A 17,324-nucleotide genomic window follows, 5' to 3' on the forward strand; every position below is an offset into this window, starting at 1 on the left:
TTTGATCTTGCCGCCAGATGGGTAGGTTGGGAAAATATTTTTCAGGTTGAAATTGATCCTTTTTGCCAGCAGGTACTTGCTGTTCAGTTTCCTGAAACCAATCGATTTAAAGACGTTACACAGTTTAATACAACACAGTATGACGGAACAATTGATGTTATTTCCGCCGGCTTTCCCTGTCAGCCTTTCAGCCTTGCCGGAAAAAGACAGGGCAGTTCAGATGACCGTTACCTCTGGCCTCATATGCTCCGAATTATTAACCAGATCCGACCCACTTGGGTTGTTGGTGAAAATGTTGCTGGTATCACCAGCCTGGTACACGCAGAAAACCCTACTGGAATGGCGCACCAAAGAGCTCTTTGGGTGGAAGATCAAATCCACTACAGCAGACAACGATATATTATCGATACCATCTGCCAGGATTTTGAACACGTGGGATATTCCGTCATCCCGATTATCATTCCAGCTTGCGCCGTGGGTGCCTGGCACCGACGAGATCGTGTTTGGTTTTTGGCCTACACCAATGGCGGGCGACGTTCGGGGAACCAGCACCGATTGGGCCATGAAGAAACGGACCTATTTGCGCAACTACATCCATGGTTCCCGTTTGGCCATATATCCGAAGTCGAGGGATTACTCTTATCCCAACCCGGATTTATACGGCTATTTGATGGGGTACCCCTCCCGCTGGTTAGAAAACAAATAAAAGCATTTGGCAATGCCATTGTTCCACAGGTAGCATACCAAATTTTCAAGTGTATCCAACAAATAAATCTTGAATTATGAAAGTCGAGCTTAAAAATATTAAGATGCGTGTGCCTCAATATGAGGACAGTATTCAGTTTCATGCAGACCTATTTATTAATGGAAAGCATGCCGGGGAGGCAAGCAATGATGGTAATGGTGGCTCCTGTTCCTATGAAGGATATACCCCCGAAGGCAAAAAGTTAATTCACGATGCCGAAGCATACTTTAAAAGCCTCCCACCAATAAATATTGCCGATCAGGGGGAAAATTTACTATTGATCGAACAAAGCCTGGAATATCGTATTTCCGAACTATCCTATGAATATTACAACAACAGGGAGCGGAATCGTATGATGTTAAAGGGGTTCGTGTTTGGTCAAAATGGTGTCATACAATGGCTGGAATTTAAGAAGCCGATTTCCCACTTCCTAAAAACTCAAAACGGTGAAGACTTCCTCAAGCGAACCCTCGAAACAGAAGTTGTTCCGCTTATGAAGGAAGGAGATGTGTTATTCAATACCAATCTCCCAGCGTCTGTTACTGAAAAACTTTCACATAAACAGCTTACCATGAAGGCTCCTCGCGTAATTAAACCTGATAAACCCGGACGTAAAAACCGACTTTAACTTTCATCACCATAAATTAATCAGTATGTACTTACGCTATCAATTAGAATCAAAAAAATTTAGTGAACCATTCACTATTGACTACCCGGTTGCTGATGCGCAGCAATCAAAAGATTATATGAAAATGCTGTTAAGTAAGCAGGGAGAAGGTAAACGGTACAGCCATTTTGCTTTGCTCGACATGGCAAAAAATGTAATCGAGCGTTACCCATTAATTCGCAAAAAAATTCAACAGCAAAAACCTATCATTTCCATACGCAAAAAATTATAGCTATGGCAATCGTAAAAAAAGACACCATCGTTTTTTCCAACGGCAGGGAAATTACAGCACCTGGCGGTATTATTTCAATTACCAGGACACTTGAACTTTCAGACTATTATTCCAGAAATGTTTTCTTTTTAGATTCTTCCGGAAAGGTTATTAATATCTATCAACTTACAAAAGATGAACTGATAGAAATAGCTGATTTGATGATTCAGCTCTGGATGGAATTAAAAGACAATGTTCGCCAGGCCGATATTACCAGCCCGACAATTTTCAAAACAAAGGGTGCAAGAAAATGATGAACTATGAGCGAATACTATCACATTCTGGACATCCACTTGAATTTGCTGCGGGATAAAGGATACCGGGAGCAGGATTTATGTAGTCCCAATGTTGAAGGTCTACTTTTCCGAGAATTTCAAGCTAAATTATCAACTGCTGTCAACGAAGCGTTGCGTTTTGGTGAGCCTACCGATTTTACTGTTGATGCGATAGGATGGTTTAAAAGTAAACTTGAAAATCCGGTTAACATTAAATTATCCTATCGCTTTGATCCTGAAAATGGGGACTTGTCTATAGATCAGCTTTCGCTCGAATACAATGGAATGGTAACGGCAAGACGCATTGCGTCCAATAAAGAACTACCACATTCCGGGCAAATCCCGTTAATGGTGAAGCGTGAAATTTCGCAGAAAACGAGAATAGTCCGATCGCCCCCAACAACGGATTCCACCCGGAGAAAGTTGTGAAAAAATCATGTGTAACATTCAAACTATGCGGTTATGTTTGATAGCAGTTTATATGTAACAGACCTTAATGGATTAAAACGGTTGGCCGAAGTTATTTCCAATATTTCACACACCAACTTATTTCCGGTAGTGTTATCGGATGATAACTATAAGCGCATCAGCGATTCTACTTTTCAAAAGGGAACGGAACTTATTGAGATCGCAAATACAAAAGGCGAATGGCGTTACCGCAATAAAAACTGTGATTGGGATACCGGAAATATTGTTCAATTCATTGCCAACAGATACCAGGAAGGGCTACGAAAATGCGACGACCTTTCTGTACTTCATGTATCCGCTTTCATTGCCAAACAGTATTACGAAGACCTGAAAAAGACTTACCGAAAAGAGCATAAGAAAAATGATAAGATGCGTGTAAAACCAACAGAAAAGCAACCCGGAAATAAATTGTAAGCTAATTTTTCCTGAAAAATAAAAGTAATAACAGCTTTCGCAATTCCCTGTTATTTCCAATTCCGGCTGCCTTTATTCGCATCCAGCAAGTTGTATCGTTGTTACACAACGAACTTGTTGGCGCCTCCGAAGTCGGCTGCCAATAAAGTAGATAACGCTCGGAACTCGCGTTATCAATTCACCAATAAAACGGTTATGTGTGTATGGAAAAGAGTGTTGAAGTTAAACCGAACCAGCGTAAGTTTTGGTGTAATATCCGGCTTACAGAACAGGAATTTGAATTGTTACACAGCAAACTCGAAACAACGACCTGCCGCAAGATCAGCGAGTATGTGCGTAACGTTTTATTCGATAGACCAGTTACTATCAGGCAAAGGAATCAATCTTTGGATGACTTAATGACTGCGCTCATTCTTTACCGAAATGATCTGAATGCACTGGGAAATAATTTTAACCAGGTGGTAAAAAGGATTAATAGTATTCCACCCGGACCGGAATTTTTTGCCTGGTTACCTGTTGCAGAAAACCTGCAAAAAGAGTTGTTAGAAAAAATTGGCAGCTTCCAGAAACAGATCGATCAACTCGGTGAAAAATGGTTGGGAAAATAGAGAGTGGCCCAAATATACGTGGTGCGCTGAACTACAATGAAAATAAAGTCAAGGCGGGAAAAGCTACTCTTATCGGCGCCGGTTTATACCATAAAGACGCCGATAAGTTGTCGTTCAATGAAAAAATATCCCGGCTGCAACACCGTGCAGATTTGCACGGTACCGCGAAGCATAAGTGCATACACATTTCTATTAACCTTGATCCCTCGGAGAATATTCCCAATGAAATGTTTCTAAAGCTGGCGGCAGAATACATGGAATTGATCGGGCTGGAACAGCAGCCTTATCTGGTTTACCGTCATTCAGATGTTGCGCATCCGCATATTCACATTGTTACCACCTCGATATTACCCACTGGCAAGCAAAAAAACTTGCATAACCTGGGCCGCAAAGAATCGTTTGCTGCCTGCCGGGAAATTGAGCGTCGGCATAACCTGATTGCCGCAGACAAGGTGCAGCCCAAAATGTTACACACCATTAAACCGGTTGACATTACTAAGGTTGAATATGGCCTCAAAGAAACGAAAGCGGCTATCGGGCGCATACTGTATTCAGTTCTTGCGAACTATGATTTTGGCTCGTTTGCTGAGCTGAACGCCATATTAAAACAATACAATATCGTTGCAGATCCCGGAGCACCTGGTACCAGAATGGAGAAGCATAAAGGCCTCGTTTATTCTATGCTGGATGAAAAAGGCAAGAAAATCGGGGTTCCCATTAAGGCAAGCAAATATTATTTCAAGGCCAAACTTTCCCACATCGAAACCCTTGCTGAAAAAGGCGAACAGGGCAAGAAACGACACAGGCAGGACCTGAAAATGGACATTGAAGAGGCACTAAGAAAGTCAGCAAGTCGCGCAGATTTTATACAAGTGTTATCGCAGAAGCATATCAATGCGGTATTTCGGAGCAATGCCGATGGCAGGTTCTATGGCCTTACTTTTATTGATAACAAGCGCGGATGTGTATTCAACGGCAGTGACATTGACCGGGAATTTTCCTGCAAGAAAATACTGGACCGCCTTGACCGGCCTTATTTACATCAAGCAAAAGAACAACATTTTAATAAGCAGTTTAGTGAAGCCGTAATCGCCGAAACTGATTTCAGCAACGGCTATAAGAATGTTCTTGCCGAATGGTCAGCGAAGGGTTTGTTAATCCAATCCGCAGATGGTAAAGCAGGTTTTCAATCGGGCCATTTTCAATTACCCAACAGCGCATACAATCCTGTTCCCGCGAAAATCGCACATTATCTTCGGGCGAATGCTTACTCCGCAAGACATGCAGTTGCTATAGAAAAGTTCCTTCGCAGTAATGCCGATAAATTCGCGCTTGATATTTCCATGTCTCCGGTAACACCTGTACCGACGGTTTTCATCGCGGCAATTTCCCAATTCTTTACCAACCTGTTCCAACCGGTCGAGCAAGACCCAGTGGACGTTCAGTGGCTTCGAGAAAGTAAGAAAAAGAGGAAGCGGCGCCGCCCTTCCTAAAAATAGCACCCTTAAAAATGTGAGTTATGAGTAGTGGAGAAAATGAACAAGGGCTTAGAGCCATCACCGATTTTATGCGCAAAGGGAGTATCATCCTGCTGATACTTCACTTTTATGTTTTTTGTTACGCAGCTTTTGAATTATGGGGATTGACGGCAACACCTGTAAAAAATGTCCTATTGAATCTAGGAAAGACCGGCATTTTTTCCGACCTCCATATTACCAAAGGTTTTTCTTTGTTACTGCTCCTGCTTTCTGTTTTTGGCAGTAAAGGCAAGAAAGATGAAACAATCCATCCTGGTGAAGTGGTTACCTATATTCTTTTAGGTATCTCCATTTTTTTTGGAAGTTATTTTTTTCTTGCCATCGGGTTAGCTGTAGATATTACAGCTATCGCATACATTTCTGTAACAACGATTGGGTTTGTTTTGTTCCTCACCGGTGCGGCGCGGCTTTCCCGGTTGATTAAAGTAAAACTTGGCGGCGACATTTTCAACGAAGAAAACGAAACCTTCCCGCAGGAAGAAAGATTGCTGGAAAACCCATTCAGCGTAAATCTTCCTGGTAAATATCAATACAAAGGCCAGGTCCGTAAGATGTGGCTCAATATCATTAATGGGGCAAGGATGGTGCTCATTATCGGCGGTCCAGGAGCAGGTAAGACTTACTTTCTTATCCGTAATGTCATCAAGCAAAAAATCGAACGGAAGAATTTTCCCGGCATGTTGTTATATGATTTCAAGTATGATGATCTTGCCGTTATTGCATACAACTCCTGGTTAAAAGCGGGACATCTGTATAAAAAAAAGCCCCGTTTCCTCATAATCAATTTCGATAATCCTATTGATAGGTGTAATCCACTAGAACCCTCCACCATGCGAGATATTACGGATGCCAGTGAAAGCGCCCGTACCATCCTGCTCGGTCTTAACATGCAGTGGATTCAGAAAACCGGGGATTTCTTCGTGGAGAGTCCAATTAATTTCTTGACTGCTATTATCTGGTTTTTAAAAAAGTTTAAAGGTGGTAAGTTCTGCACTCTTCCGCATGCTATAGAATTGATGCAAGCTGATTACGATGATCTTTTTCCAATTCTCTCTACCGAACCAGAAATTGAAGTGCTTATCAATCCCTTCATTTCCGCGTACATGAACCGGGCAATGGAGCAACTCGAAGGACAGATTGCATCTGCAAAAATCGCACTTGCACGTCTGGCTTCTCCATTATTATACTACGTTCTTGGCGCCAGTGATTTCACGCTTGATATAAATAATCCTGATGATCCTAAAATTGTAGTGCTGGCAAACAATCCTGAAAAAACGCAGATTTATGGAGCTGTAATATCTCTTTATCTCAATCGTGTTTTCCGCATCCTACCCAAAAAAGGGATGGAAAAGTGCTGCATTATTGCTGATGAATTTTCCAGCCTGTATGCCAACGGTATCGAAAATTTCCTGGCAATTTCCAGGGGGTATAAAATTTTTTGTTACCTGGCAATTCAGAATATTGCGCAGCTTCGCAAAAGTTATGGTCGTGAACAAGCCGATGTTATCTTCAATCTGGCCGGTAATATAATTTGCGGCCAGGCCATCGGTGATACCGCCAAATCTGTAAGTGAAGCTATTGGAAAGATCGTCCAAAAACGGGAAAGTATTTCCATCAACCGTCAGGATACCAGCATAAGCCGTAATACACAACTGGATTTTGCTGTTCCGGCTTCCAAAATATCTACGCTCTCTGCAGGTGAGTTTGTCGGAATTTTAGCCGATAACCCCGACCAGGTAATCAAGTATAAAGCCTTTCATACGGCTATACAAAATGACCATGAAGCAATCAGGGCCGAAGAATCAAAGTACAAATCGCTGCCAACAGGCAACGTGACGGACCTCGATGTGCAGAATAATTACATTCAGATAAAAAATGATATAATTGATTTGATAGAAACAGAAATCGAGCGGATCAAAAACGATCCCGATCTTGCGCACCTCATTTTTGTGAAACAAGAGGGCAAGTGAATGTTACCATTACACGGTTTTGGGGTATAGTTCATTGGGTTCAACTTCCAATGCCCACATGATTTTTATTAGGGTGGTGGTAGCCGGGTCTTTTAGTCCTCGTTCAATAAGGGATATTTGCGCCTCGGTGGTTTCCGAAAGGTCGGCCAGGTGCGCCTGGCTCCACCTCCGTTTTTTACGGAGTTTCCTTAAATTACTTCCTAGCTCTAAGAGTACTATGCTGTCGCTGTTGCCTGCCATCTGTGAAAAGTGGCATCAAAATCTGGCACCAACCTTATACGCTCGTATAATTCTAAAAAAATTCCTAAATTACTGCTTGTTTTTACTCCGGTTACAGCAATTCGACCCTTCAAAAAACCTGAAACTATGATTTTTAGCTTTTTATTATTTAAAAAGAAGAATTTCTTCCTCAAAAAGAGGAACTTTCCCGGTAAATCCCTTATTGTTATCGACAGGGATAAGGCAGCCCTCGATAAGATCACGGCGGTATGCAAAGAACACAAAATCGATTGTTTCACAGCCCATGATCCTAAAAGGGGTCTTGAACTGGTGACGGCGCATAAACCATATGCGGCTGTATTGAGTGCTGATTTCGCTCCCGACCTGCCGCGCCTTCGCAGTTCGCACGAGGAATACAAAAATCTACTGGTGATTATTCTAGCGGAGGAAAAATGGGCCGGTAGCAGGGCCGCGCTCGTCGATTCACTTATTAAAACCGGCGCCCAGGAATTTGTTTCTAAACCGATCAATCCAAACAAACTTATTGGTGTAATTGAACGGCTATTCACAGGCAAACCCATAACATCAAAAAGCACAGCCCAATAATTGCTTAACTCCTTATATTAGCTTAACGATAGATCCTGTAGCCGCCAGCAGGTTATTTACCCCTGTCCCCCTAAACAAATAACCGTAATGAATAAATTTTCATGTAATTGGCAATCATTCGGTGTAGAAAGCAGCTTGGAACTATTTAAAGATTTGGAAAATACATCATTTGGTATGGCGATCACAAACATACCGAAAGAACAACGAGGCCCACTTCTGGAAAAATTGGTAGATGAATTAGAACAATTGATAAAAACTACTACCGACCTTCAAAAGTCAAATGGCAACCGCGACGAGATAAAAGAAACGTTGAACATATTAATCGAAAAGTATCATTATTACAACTTCGCATACTTCACGTTTTTCAAAAAATTTAGAGAAGAAAAAAACAAGACAGAAAATTCAATGCAGCATGAAGAAAATTAGAAAGATATCACACTTAATAGTGGTTTTTTGCCTGGTATCGTTGATGTGTTCCGTCAGTCAAAGCTCTACCAAGCCCGGCCTTCCGACATTGCCACCGATTAAATTTTCTTAGAAGATTTTTAAGTGTCAGGCGGAATTGTAGTAAAAAACTGTTATTGCTGGTGTAGTATCTCGAAAAGTTTACTCATAGATAAACACAACTACAGATGGAAATGGATCTCGAACACATTAGACAGTTGTATTTGCAACAGCTATGTGCTACGCTTTCTTCCGATGAAGAAATTGCACTTGCGGAAGCTATCCGGCTTCCGCATATCCGCAGAATGTGTGATGAACTTAGCGAGCTTTATCACAGCCCTGAAATGATGAAGTTGTTGCGTGAACGACCGACTGAAAAGCGATGGAAAGAGCTGAAAGAACTTGCACAACTTTCACTGGAAACTAACGAAGAAATAGTTCTGCCAGGTTGGAAAGACGTTTTTGTTCTTTCGCTGCTCATGATTGCAGCAGCGTATATCTTTTGGAAAGTTTTATAGTTGATAAAAAATGGTGTTAACTGTATCGTGTATCCTCGAATTACCTTAATTTTTTTTCAATGTCAGAAAATCCGATAACCCCCGGAAATAATATATTTCCAGATAATCAACATAAGGTAAAACTATTGATTGCAGAAGATGACCATATCGCACAAATGATCGTCAACAAGCAACTAGAACCATATCCGTTTTATGAAATTACCTTTTGCGATGATGGCGACGAGTTTATGGTTATGCTGGAAAGTATTGAGCCGGACCTAATCTTAATGGATATTCGCCTGCCGAACATTTCGGGAATTGAACTTATACGTCAAATACGGGTACATGAAAAATTTAAAGATCTTCCTATCCTGGTATTAAGCGCATCCGCATTTAAGGAAGATATTGACGCAGGTATAAAAGCAGGAGCTACTGAATATATCACGAAACCCTACAATCTTGAAAAATTTATCGACAGGTTATTATATTACACGATGAAGGTTGCCGAACCAGGTCAAAATCCAGCCCATTAATTTTGATGCAGTTCAGATTGTAAAGCCAAATTTTCGCTGGTATCTTCATTCGTATTATCACTAACACACACCAGTTTGTAAAAAGCATTTTTCCCTTTCTTATGATAAGTTAGCTTCATGGTTTTACCTTGTGTAGTCGTGATAGTGTTACCATCATTAATGATGGTTTGTAATTTTCTGCCGATTGTTTCCATTCTGATTTTCAACTTTGATCCTAGCGCGTTACAAAGGTCAGCTCGCGAAATTTCCATATCTGGCACCGCTATTTCAAGAATAGACGAAAGTATTGTTTCATACTGGCTGAATTCAGTTTCCCCATCAGGCTTTTCGCATCTAATCAACGTCTGCACTTTTTCATCAAATGTAACATAGATACTAGGTGGCTTTTTGCGATTCCTCGTCTTCTTAAACCGAACCTCAAAAATATCTTCATCGTCATCTGATTTCACATTCCGAATAGCTATAGCAGTTGTTGCTTTATTCTCCAATTCCGTACCTACGTGTCCTCTTGCTTTATCGCTACCGGGGTTTTCGTGAATAACTGCCAGGAAAGTACAGTTCTGTTTATCACACATGGCATTGATCCAGTCTATCAGCTCAAATGCTGATGAAGCAGAATTTATTTCGGCAATGCAGTCCGTTATAACATCGAGCGCGATAAACAAGTGTCCTTTGATGCCATTTCGACGCTTTTCAACGTATTTTTTCAGCACCTCCATCCTATAGGGCCGTGGGATATTGATTAATGAAACAGGGATAAAATTATCTGAAATTTCCAGTTTATTATATCCAGCTACTTTATGCACTTCTTGCACTGCAAATGGGAATTGATCCCGGATATTTCGCTCCGTATCTACGTATAAGACGGTAGTTGGTATCTGTTCATTGGTTGTAAATCCTAATTTATCAAAATCCGCCGCACTCTTTTTGGGTGGCGGCATTATTGCAGAACAGATAATTTGGGACAACCTACTTTTGTGTATGCCTGTTTGTCCTTGCACTACAACAATAGTGTTCCGATGAATAAGATCGCTCTGATCGAGTTTAATTATCGCCGGTGCAGGCGTTACGTTTTGCTGAGAGTTTTTCTTAACACGTTCAGCGTCTTTTTCAAGTTGTTCCAGGTATTTGGCTACCTGTGATTTCGTTTCATTCATACGGATTAAGAAATTGGGATTTAAATTTATAACTTCTTAAAAGGAAAGAATGCTAATTAACCGTTAATGAAAACAACTTTTAATAATTTAGTTATAAAAGCATGTATGTATGTGACGTGCGTATAGCATATATGCGTGCATACATTCATTATGGTTTAACAGACATCATTCTCTTGAATCATACTGATAGCATTCAATAAATTTGAAGCTGTGAAAGGTTTATATATTACGTTGAAAGGGTTATTAAGGGTTGGAAAGTTGATACCCATCTCAACAAATCCGAGAAGTAAAAGTATCGGAATTTTAGATGTTGTATTAAGTGATGAAATGGCGATCAATATTTCACAAGCTCGTTTGTCAAACGTATTAAATCCTAAAACAATCAGGTTTGTTTTTGCATTTATATTCTTAAAATCTTCCTTATCAATGATTATTTCCAGATCAAATTTATTCTTCAATATAATAGAGTATATTTTCCTATTCTCTTCATTTGCCTCAAATAATTTAACTGATTTCATGGTCATTAGTTTGAGTTGAATAATAGCGATTTGCTTGTTCAAATTAAATGGACAAAATATCTCCTATTGAACATTCAAAATAATTCTCAAAATCACTTTCAAAGAATGCCCGATTTCTATACCCTAAGTTACGGGCAATCTCGTCAAGTTTTTTGTAGGACCCGGCCAACCACCGAAGGCCGTCATTAACTTTTCCTGGTGAATGTAGTCATGAAGAGCGATATTAAAATAACTCTCAAAACCATCGCGCAATGTTTGAACCGATATACTGTAATCTTTTGCGACCCACTCATAAGAAGTAAACAATAATGGCTGTATTTGCGCTCGCTCCCGTATTAGTTGAAGAATCGATTTTGTTGTTTTTATAAGTTGATATTTGCGGTCTTTATTTCCATTCTGGTACCAGTAGCAATCGAGCAGATTTTTAAAATTCCTTTCTTGGTAAAATTCAGCGCACCTACCGACAAATTTACACGATAAAACCCTCTTAATTATTCTGAAAGATACGGGGCTTATCGGATAGGGCAATTCATTGATAATTTTAGATAGGTGTGATCCGTCAGGGTTAGTAGAAGAGGCGTTAGTATTATCTATAAAGTTAATATGAAAGCTGATAGCATTTCCTGGCAACGGCCATGCTGTATATTCTGCTGCTGGCAGGTAGAATAGGGTACAATCATCCAGGATAATAGTTTGGCCTTGCTCCAGCCTTGCTGGAATTCTTCGCGCCAACCAAAAATGAAGTGCCCAGGTATCTTTTATTGCAAAAGGATATAAAAGTGTGAGGTCCGACAACCATATTCTATGAACCCATCCGGTAAATTTCCTGCCGGGTATTTTCTGATCCAGTATTATACCATCATCGCCATGTGTAAACCTTGCAAGGGCGCCGGGTATCAAGTAGTATCTGTAACCATCAGGAACTATTAACGGTGGCTCGAAAAAATCGTCCGAGGCTTCAATGGGAAGGATCATTTGGGATAAGGTTTGGGTGTTTAGGGTTTATCCGGGTCTGCCACATATTTCTACATCCCTGTAACTTAACAATTTTTGAATGTACGAAAATTTACGTATATTTTCTTCCACTTTTTCCCAAAAAAGTTCCCCAACCGTGTACCAATATTTTTGTGTTTCGATCACTATAAGGATGTGCGCGCCGAAATCTTTTATCAATCAAACTAACTTCAATGAGGAAAATAATGCTCTTATTCGGGGTATTCTGTATTGCGCTACATGCTTATTCATCTGATGCAGGTAGGGAACCGGAGCCCAAAATTACTATAAGTGGAACATACACATTAAAAGCTGTATTCGACATTATACGTTCACAAACCGGAAAGCAAGTTGCTTATGCTTCCGACTTACTCAACGATAAAAAGAAGGTCCAGGTAAACTTTTCTGCTACTCCGTTGCAGGAAGTGTTGACCACACTTTTAAAAGACCACAAGCTCTCCTGGAAACAATCCGATGAATATATTACTTTGTACCGTACCAATGAAAAACCACCCACTTCCGAAATACCTATTGGTAAAGATACCGTTCCGCGTTTTTCAGTAAGCGGAAAGGTCACTGATTCGGTCGGCTCCCCCCTTGCGGGAGCCTCCGTTCAGGTGCAAGGCAGCACTATCGGTACTGCTACAGATGCCAGCGGAAATTTTACGCTGGATGGGCTGAAACCAAACACTATACTTCTTATTGGTTATACTGGTTATTTGCCTGCACATCTTTCTGTATCTGGCAGTAAAAGTATTCAAGTCGCATTACAGCAAACGGTTACCGAGCTGGAAGGCGTTTCAGTTTATTCCACCGGTTATCAAACGGTACCTAAAGAAAGAGCCACTGGATCATTCGTACAGGTAAGTAACCAATTATATAATCGAAGCGTTGGGCCAAATGTATTAAACCGATTAGAGGGTATTACTAGTAGTGTGTCTTTTAATAAAAATGGAAATCTTCAGCAAGGTCAATCCTCAATATCTATCAGGGGTAGGAGTACTATTTTGGGAAATGCCGAGCCTCTTATTGTACTAGACAATTTTCCATTTTCAGGGGACATAAATTCATTAAATCCTAATGACATCGAATCAGTGACGATACTCCGCGATGCCGCTTCCGCTTCAATTTGGGGTACCAGGGCTGCAAATGGAGTAATTGTAATTACAACCAAAAAAGGTGTGTCAAATTCTCGACCAACAATTAGCCTTAATGCCAATGCCACGGTATCTCAAAAGCCGAATCTATTCTACACACCCCAAATGAGTAGCTCAGAGTACGTAGATGCAGAAAAATTCCTTTTTTCAAAAGGCGCATACGATATTTATTTAGGGTTGATCCCCTATTTATATAGTTCAGATGTAGTCAATTTTTTATGGTTAGAAAAGAACGGAATAATTTCAAATATTGAATCAGTGACGAGGATTAAAGAGATTTCAAACACTGATATTAGAAATGATGTGAGTAAGTATATCTATAAACCACTAATACAACAACAATATTCCATTGGTATTTCCGGTGGCAATAATTGGAACAAATACTACTACTCTTTGGGATATGACGGCGATAATGGGCAGATCGTAAAGAATAACTCCAAAAGATTTACTGTTAATGGAAGAAATTCGTTTGTACTTGTAAAAAATAAACTTGAACTATCATCAGGTTTAATATACTCAAAAACACAAAATCATAGCACAGCAATCCCAAGTAGTTATAAGACACCCTATGGTAAACTAAAAAATTCCGATGGAAGGAACGATATAATATCAGGGAATTTTCGACGCGCATATACTGATACAGCAGGATCGGGACTGCTCATGAACTGGGACTATAGACCACTAGATGATATTAACGAAGTTGATTTAAATAGTAACATCAACGAGTTTATAGGCAATGTAGATTTGAAATATTCGCTTTGTAAAACTTTAAATTTGCATTTGCTTTATCAATATTCAAAAGGTGAAAATGAAAACAGCAATTACTTTAGTGAAAATTCGTATTTAGCGCGAAATATAATTAACAGTTTTTCCCAAGTCAATAATCGAGAGGTAATATATCAGATCCCTAAAGGAGCAATTCTCGATTTTGCACAAACCACACATGAATCAAATGATTTTAGAGTTAATCTAACTTATTCTAAGAATATTCTGAAACATTCAATTAATGCAATTGCTGGTGCAGAAAAAAGATCAAATAAAATTCTTCTCGCTCCGAATCAAAGGATGTATGGATATGATAAACAAAATGAATCTTATGTACAAATGGATTATACCAAATCCTATCTGCAAGTGACCGGCAATACAGCAGCGATCCCCAATAATTCATTCGGTATTCTTCGGCAGCAACAAGTTGATAATAACATTTCGTACTTTTTTAACGGTAGTTATAACTATAATAACCGTTACACAGCTTCTATTAGTGTCAGAAAAGATGAATCAAATATTTTCGGTGTCAACACAAATCAGAAAGGTGTGCCTCTTTATTCAGCAGGATTTGCGTGGTCAATAAGTAAAGAGGAATTTTATCATTTTAAAGAACTTCCAAGTTTAAAGATACGACTTACCTATGGCTATAACGGAAATCTTGATAAGCGTACAACAGCATACCTAACCGCTACCTCTTATATAAATCTATTTAATAACCCTAGTGTTTTTATTTCAAGTGCGCCAAACCCTAATCTTACTTGGGAAAAAATATCAATGGCAAATGTCGCTATTGATTTTGCATCGACTAACAGTGTAGTTTCAGGATCGATTGAGTATTTCAAGAAACATGGAGTAAATATGATAGGGATTAGTCCCCTAGCACCGTCAGATGGAATTTCTCAATACCGTGGTAATAACGCAAATATGAAAGGAAGTGGAATTGATCTTTCTCTAACAACTATTAACCTGGATGCATCAATAAAATGGGTGACCAATTTGCTTATAAGTTATGCTACCGATGAAGTTACGAAATTTAAAACGAAGCCTGGATCGGTAAGCAGCTATATGTTATATGGAATTAACCCGATCGAAGGGAATCCAGTTTATTCAATTTATAGCTATAAGTGGGGCGGACTTGATCCGCTAAACGGTGATCCTATTGGAATTGTTGATGGAAAGCCTAGTAAAGACTATTCCGCTATTACGGGCACGAATGACAATGCTACTCTTCGGTTTCATGGTTCAGCGGTACCGACAACAAATATGAGCATACGAAATACGTTTACTTATAAGCAGATTGATCTTTCTTTTAATGTAACAGGTAAATTCGGGTATTATTTTAGAAGAAATTCTTTGGACTATGGAAGTATCCTAAATCCAGCCGTACCTTTAAATTTCTACAATCCTGATTATGGAAAACGTTGGAAAGCACCTGGAGATGAATTGAGAACAAACGTTCCATCAATTGTATATCCTGATAATCCCTCTCGAAGTAACCTTTACTCATTGTCCGAAATAAACGTTGAAAAAGGAGATCACGTAAGGCTGCAAGATATTCAATTATCCTATTTACTTCCTACAGAAAGAATAATGCGTTTTGTAAATGAACTGCGTTTATACGCCTATATTAATAATGTTGGTCTATTATGGCGCTCCAATAAGTTTAGTATTGATCCAGATTTTATACCAGGAAACTTTATAAGCTATCCAACCCCGAGATCGTATTCATTAGGTATAAGTGTAAAATTTAAATGAATCACTATGTTGAAATTTTCAATACATATAATTGCAATAATGGCACTTTCCGCAATGATTTCCTGTAGTAAGGATTTCCTTAATGAAAAGCCTAGCACTGATTTGGTTATCCCAAATAGTTTGTCTGATTTAGATTTGATGTTGGAAGATATAAATACCACCTTCTCTTTCAGTCCAGAAATCGGAGAATTTTCAGCAGACGATTACTATTTGCCGAGTTTGGCAAGTTGGCAAGCATTCGGTGATACAAAAATTAGGAATTGTTATGTCTGGAATGCTGATATTTATGAAGGGCTTACTGATATTGACGACTGGAATGTGCCTTATAAGCAGATTTTTAGTTGTAACAATATTTTTAAAGTACTTTCAAATATTAATATAACTGATGAAAATAGGAATCAGTGGAAGGGAATAAAGGGTAGTGCTCATTTCTTACGGGCCTATGCGTATTTTAACCTAACTCAAATTTTTTGTCTTGCTTACGATTCCACTACAGCAAAAGAAAATCTAGGACTTCCAATTAAAACTGATCCTGATATAAACAAGAAGGTAAAAAGATCAAATTTATTTCAAACATATAATCAAATAATTTCGGATCTACAAGAAGCGGAATTAAATATCTTTCGCGATTTTAATGATAAGAAACCATATAGACCAACACTTCTTACCGTATATTCCTTGTTTGCAAGAGTGTATTTGGTAATGGGAAATCATGAAAAGGCTGGTCTGTATGCTAACAAAGTTATTTCATTGAAAAATACTTTGATTAAATTTTCAACACTTAGTAAAACAGCCAGAAATCCTTGGCCCGTTTTGCCACAAAATATAAATCCAGAAATGATTTTTTATGACAGATTTGTTAGAAATTTCTATTTATCCTCTTCAAATTCTGCTTTAATTGTCGATAGCAATTTAATCAAGCTGTATGAACCTAATGACCTTAGAAAAACTATTTATTTTCGTTCAATTGGAAATAACTCGCTTTCTTTGAAAGCCAGTTATATTAACACTTCTTATTGTTTTACTGGGTTAGCTCTCGATGAAATGTATTTAATAAGTGCTGAATCATCTGCAAGGGCAGGTGATTTTCATAGTGCAATGAAAACATTAAATATACTATTGAAATCAAGGTGGGACGTTGATGCAAATGGGCAATCAATGTATGTGGATAAAAATGCCTCAGATAGCAAAGAGGCATTGTCTATTATTATCTCTGAAAGGAGGAAAGAACTTGCATTTCGAGGAATAAGGTGGACAGACATTAAAAGATTAAATATAGAAGGATACCAAATTACTATAAAGAGAATTTTAGACAATAAAGAATATTCATTACAACCAAATGATAAAAAGTATGCTTTGCCTATTCCAAAAAATGAAATTGATCTAGGAGGTATTGAACAGAATGAACGGTGATAGTATAAAAGAAATACCCGAAAGCATTTGCTTCCGGGTATTTTTTTTACAATTGAACGCGGTTTCCACTGCATTGAACAAAAGTACCGTCAGCCTTTTTTACATAGCGGCACGTTGCCTGAGCATTAGGATTGCACCCGTAGTCGTCCAGATAGGTTCCGGGAATCTGAAAACTAGGGTTGTCTATTGGTTGAGTATAACCAATGGGAGCGGTTGCACAAAGTGGGTCATCTGCAAATGCAAATGCTGATAAGGTACCCAACACTAAGGCTGCGGATGCCATTAAAACTTTAATTTTTTTCATAACA

19 protein-coding genes are annotated in these 17,324 nt (G+C 39.1%); 15 read left to right on the top strand and 4 right to left on the bottom strand.

Annotated features, from left to right (window positions below; genetic code table 11):
• Positions 1-139 precede the first annotated feature (139 nt).
• From UNH61_RS05215 to UNH61_RS05275, 13 genes are all read left to right on the top strand, one after another.
• Entirely contained in the window at positions 140-706 is a 567-nt protein-coding gene (locus tag UNH61_RS05215) for a hypothetical protein (protein WP_326991069.1), read from the top strand.
• A 76-nt stretch (positions 707-782) separates the two neighbouring features.
• Positions 783-1,373: a hypothetical protein gene (locus UNH61_RS05220; protein WP_326991070.1), complete on the top strand. Its 591-nt coding sequence runs from the start codon at positions 783-785 to the stop codon at positions 1,371-1,373.
• 25 nt (positions 1,374-1,398) lie between these two features.
• A complete protein-coding gene (locus UNH61_RS05225) occupies positions 1,399-1,644 on the top strand; it encodes a hypothetical protein (protein WP_326991071.1) in 246 nt (81 codons plus the stop codon).
• Between the two features lie 2 nt (positions 1,645-1,646).
• On the top strand, positions 1,647-1,937 hold the full coding sequence (locus UNH61_RS05230) for a hypothetical protein (RefSeq protein ID WP_326991072.1): 291 nt from the start codon (positions 1,647-1,649) through the stop codon (positions 1,935-1,937).
• A 6-nt stretch (positions 1,938-1,943) separates the two neighbouring features.
• Positions 1,944-2,387, top strand: a complete 444-nt coding sequence (locus tag UNH61_RS05235; RefSeq protein ID WP_326991073.1) for a hypothetical protein — start codon at positions 1,944-1,946, stop codon at positions 2,385-2,387.
• A 33-nt stretch (positions 2,388-2,420) separates the two neighbouring features.
• Positions 2,421-2,840: a hypothetical protein gene (locus tag UNH61_RS05240; protein ID WP_326991074.1), complete on the top strand. Its 420-nt coding sequence runs from the start codon at positions 2,421-2,423 to the stop codon at positions 2,838-2,840.
• A gap of 203 nt (positions 2,841-3,043) precedes the next feature.
• Positions 3,044-3,448: a plasmid mobilization relaxosome protein MobC gene (locus tag UNH61_RS05245; protein WP_326991075.1), complete on the top strand. Its 405-nt coding sequence runs from the start codon at positions 3,044-3,046 to the stop codon at positions 3,446-3,448.
• Positions 3,433-4,941: a relaxase/mobilization nuclease domain-containing protein gene (locus UNH61_RS05250; protein WP_326991076.1), complete on the top strand. Its 1,509-nt coding sequence runs from the start codon at positions 3,433-3,435 to the stop codon at positions 4,939-4,941. The genes UNH61_RS05245 and UNH61_RS05250 overlap by 16 nt, the downstream gene beginning before the upstream one ends.
• A gap of 26 nt (positions 4,942-4,967) precedes the next feature.
• Entirely contained in the window at positions 4,968-6,956 is a 1,989-nt protein-coding gene (mobC, locus tag UNH61_RS05255; protein ID WP_326991077.1) for a conjugal transfer protein MobC, read from the top strand.
• Positions 6,957-7,322: 366 nt separating this feature from the next.
• Entirely contained in the window at positions 7,323-7,781 is a 459-nt protein-coding gene (locus UNH61_RS05260) for a hypothetical protein (protein WP_326991078.1), read from the top strand.
• Between the two features lie 87 nt (positions 7,782-7,868).
• Entirely contained in the window at positions 7,869-8,207 is a 339-nt protein-coding gene (locus UNH61_RS05265) for a hypothetical protein (RefSeq protein WP_326991079.1), read from the top strand.
• Positions 8,208-8,413: 206 nt separating this feature from the next.
• The gene (locus UNH61_RS05270) at positions 8,414-8,743 is read left to right on the top strand and encodes a hypothetical protein (RefSeq protein ID WP_326991080.1); all 330 of its coding nucleotides are present in this window, start codon (positions 8,414-8,416) and stop codon (positions 8,741-8,743) included.
• A gap of 59 nt (positions 8,744-8,802) precedes the next feature.
• Positions 8,803-9,255, top strand: a complete 453-nt coding sequence (locus UNH61_RS05275; RefSeq protein WP_326991081.1) for a response regulator — start codon at positions 8,803-8,805, stop codon at positions 9,253-9,255.
• On the opposite strand, the gene UNH61_RS05280 is transcribed toward UNH61_RS05275, so the two are convergent.
• The 3 genes from UNH61_RS05280 to UNH61_RS05290 all read right to left on the bottom strand — a co-directional run bounded on the left by UNH61_RS05280 (position 9,252) and on the right by UNH61_RS05290 (position 11,905).
• On the bottom strand, positions 9,252-10,412 hold the full coding sequence (locus UNH61_RS05280) for a hypothetical protein (protein WP_326991082.1): 1,161 nt from the start codon (positions 10,410-10,412) through the stop codon (positions 9,252-9,254). The genes UNH61_RS05275 and UNH61_RS05280 overlap by 4 nt on opposite strands.
• 155 nt (positions 10,413-10,567) lie before the next feature.
• Positions 10,568-10,930, bottom strand: coding sequence for a hypothetical protein (locus UNH61_RS05285; protein ID WP_326991083.1), 363 nt, complete (start codon positions 10,928-10,930; stop codon positions 10,568-10,570).
• Positions 10,931-11,053: 123 nt separating this feature from the next.
• Positions 11,054-11,905, bottom strand: coding sequence for a hypothetical protein (locus UNH61_RS05290; protein WP_326991084.1), 852 nt, complete (start codon positions 11,903-11,905; stop codon positions 11,054-11,056).
• A gap of 212 nt (positions 11,906-12,117) precedes the next feature.
• On the opposite strand from UNH61_RS05290, the gene UNH61_RS05295 reads away from it, so the two are divergent.
• A complete protein-coding gene (locus UNH61_RS05295; protein WP_326991085.1) occupies positions 12,118-15,603 on the top strand; it encodes a SusC/RagA family TonB-linked outer membrane protein in 3,486 nt (1,161 codons plus the stop codon).
• Between the two features lie 6 nt (positions 15,604-15,609).
• Positions 15,610-17,016 carry a RagB/SusD family nutrient uptake outer membrane protein gene (locus UNH61_RS05300; protein ID WP_326991086.1) on the top strand — a complete coding sequence of 469 codons (1,407 nt, stop codon included), beginning with the start codon at positions 15,610-15,612 and terminating at the stop codon, positions 17,014-17,016.
• 46 nt (positions 17,017-17,062) lie between these two features.
• Here the strand turns inward: UNH61_RS05300 and UNH61_RS05305 are convergent, their stop codons facing one another.
• Positions 17,063-17,320 carry a hypothetical protein gene (locus UNH61_RS05305; RefSeq protein WP_326991087.1) on the bottom strand — a complete coding sequence of 86 codons (258 nt, stop codon included), beginning with the start codon at positions 17,318-17,320 and terminating at the stop codon, positions 17,063-17,065.
• Between the last annotated feature and the right edge of the window lie 4 nt (positions 17,321-17,324).

This window comes from Chitinophaga sp. 180180018-3 (assembly GCF_037893185.1).
Taxonomy (GTDB): Bacteria; Bacteroidota; Bacteroidia; order Chitinophagales; family Chitinophagaceae; genus Chitinophaga.

Excerpts from the sequence above, each read along its gene's own strand:
- UNH61_RS05215 (WP_326991069.1), top strand. The coding sequence starts at position 140 with ATGACGGAACAATTGATGTTATTTCCGCCGGCTTTCCCTGTCAGCCTT.
- UNH61_RS05220 (WP_326991070.1), top strand. The coding sequence starts at position 783 with ATGAAAGTCGAGCTTAAAAATATTAAGATGCGTGTGCCTCAATATGAG.
- UNH61_RS05225 (WP_326991071.1), top strand. The coding sequence starts at position 1,399 with ATGTACTTACGCTATCAATTAGAATCAAAAAAATTTAGTGAACCATTC.
- UNH61_RS05230 (WP_326991072.1), top strand. The coding sequence starts at position 1,647 with ATGGCAATCGTAAAAAAAGACACCATCGTTTTTTCCAACGGCAGGGAA.
- UNH61_RS05235 (WP_326991073.1), top strand. The coding sequence starts at position 1,944 with ATGAGCGAATACTATCACATTCTGGACATCCACTTGAATTTGCTGCGG.
- UNH61_RS05240 (WP_326991074.1), top strand. The coding sequence starts at position 2,421 with ATGTTTGATAGCAGTTTATATGTAACAGACCTTAATGGATTAAAACGG.
- UNH61_RS05245 (WP_326991075.1), top strand. The coding sequence starts at position 3,044 with ATGGAAAAGAGTGTTGAAGTTAAACCGAACCAGCGTAAGTTTTGGTGT.
- UNH61_RS05250 (WP_326991076.1), top strand. The coding sequence starts at position 3,433 with ATGGTTGGGAAAATAGAGAGTGGCCCAAATATACGTGGTGCGCTGAAC.
- mobC (WP_326991077.1), top strand. The coding sequence starts at position 4,968 with ATGAGTAGTGGAGAAAATGAACAAGGGCTTAGAGCCATCACCGATTTT.
- UNH61_RS05260 (WP_326991078.1), top strand. The coding sequence starts at position 7,323 with ATGATTTTTAGCTTTTTATTATTTAAAAAGAAGAATTTCTTCCTCAAA.
- UNH61_RS05265 (WP_326991079.1), top strand. The coding sequence starts at position 7,869 with ATGAATAAATTTTCATGTAATTGGCAATCATTCGGTGTAGAAAGCAGC.
- UNH61_RS05270 (WP_326991080.1), top strand. The coding sequence starts at position 8,414 with ATGGAAATGGATCTCGAACACATTAGACAGTTGTATTTGCAACAGCTA.
- UNH61_RS05275 (WP_326991081.1), top strand. The coding sequence starts at position 8,803 with ATGTCAGAAAATCCGATAACCCCCGGAAATAATATATTTCCAGATAAT.
- UNH61_RS05280 (WP_326991082.1), bottom strand. The coding sequence starts at position 10,412 with ATGAATGAAACGAAATCACAGGTAGCCAAATACCTGGAACAACTTGAA.
- UNH61_RS05285 (WP_326991083.1), bottom strand. The coding sequence starts at position 10,930 with ATGAAATCAGTTAAATTATTTGAGGCAAATGAAGAGAATAGGAAAATA.
- UNH61_RS05290 (WP_326991084.1), bottom strand. The coding sequence starts at position 11,905 with ATGATCCTTCCCATTGAAGCCTCGGACGATTTTTTCGAGCCACCGTTA.
- UNH61_RS05295 (WP_326991085.1), top strand. The coding sequence starts at position 12,118 with ATGAGGAAAATAATGCTCTTATTCGGGGTATTCTGTATTGCGCTACAT.
- UNH61_RS05300 (WP_326991086.1), top strand. The coding sequence starts at position 15,610 with ATGTTGAAATTTTCAATACATATAATTGCAATAATGGCACTTTCCGCA.
- UNH61_RS05305 (WP_326991087.1), bottom strand. The coding sequence starts at position 17,320 with ATGAAAAAAATTAAAGTTTTAATGGCATCCGCAGCCTTAGTGTTGGGT.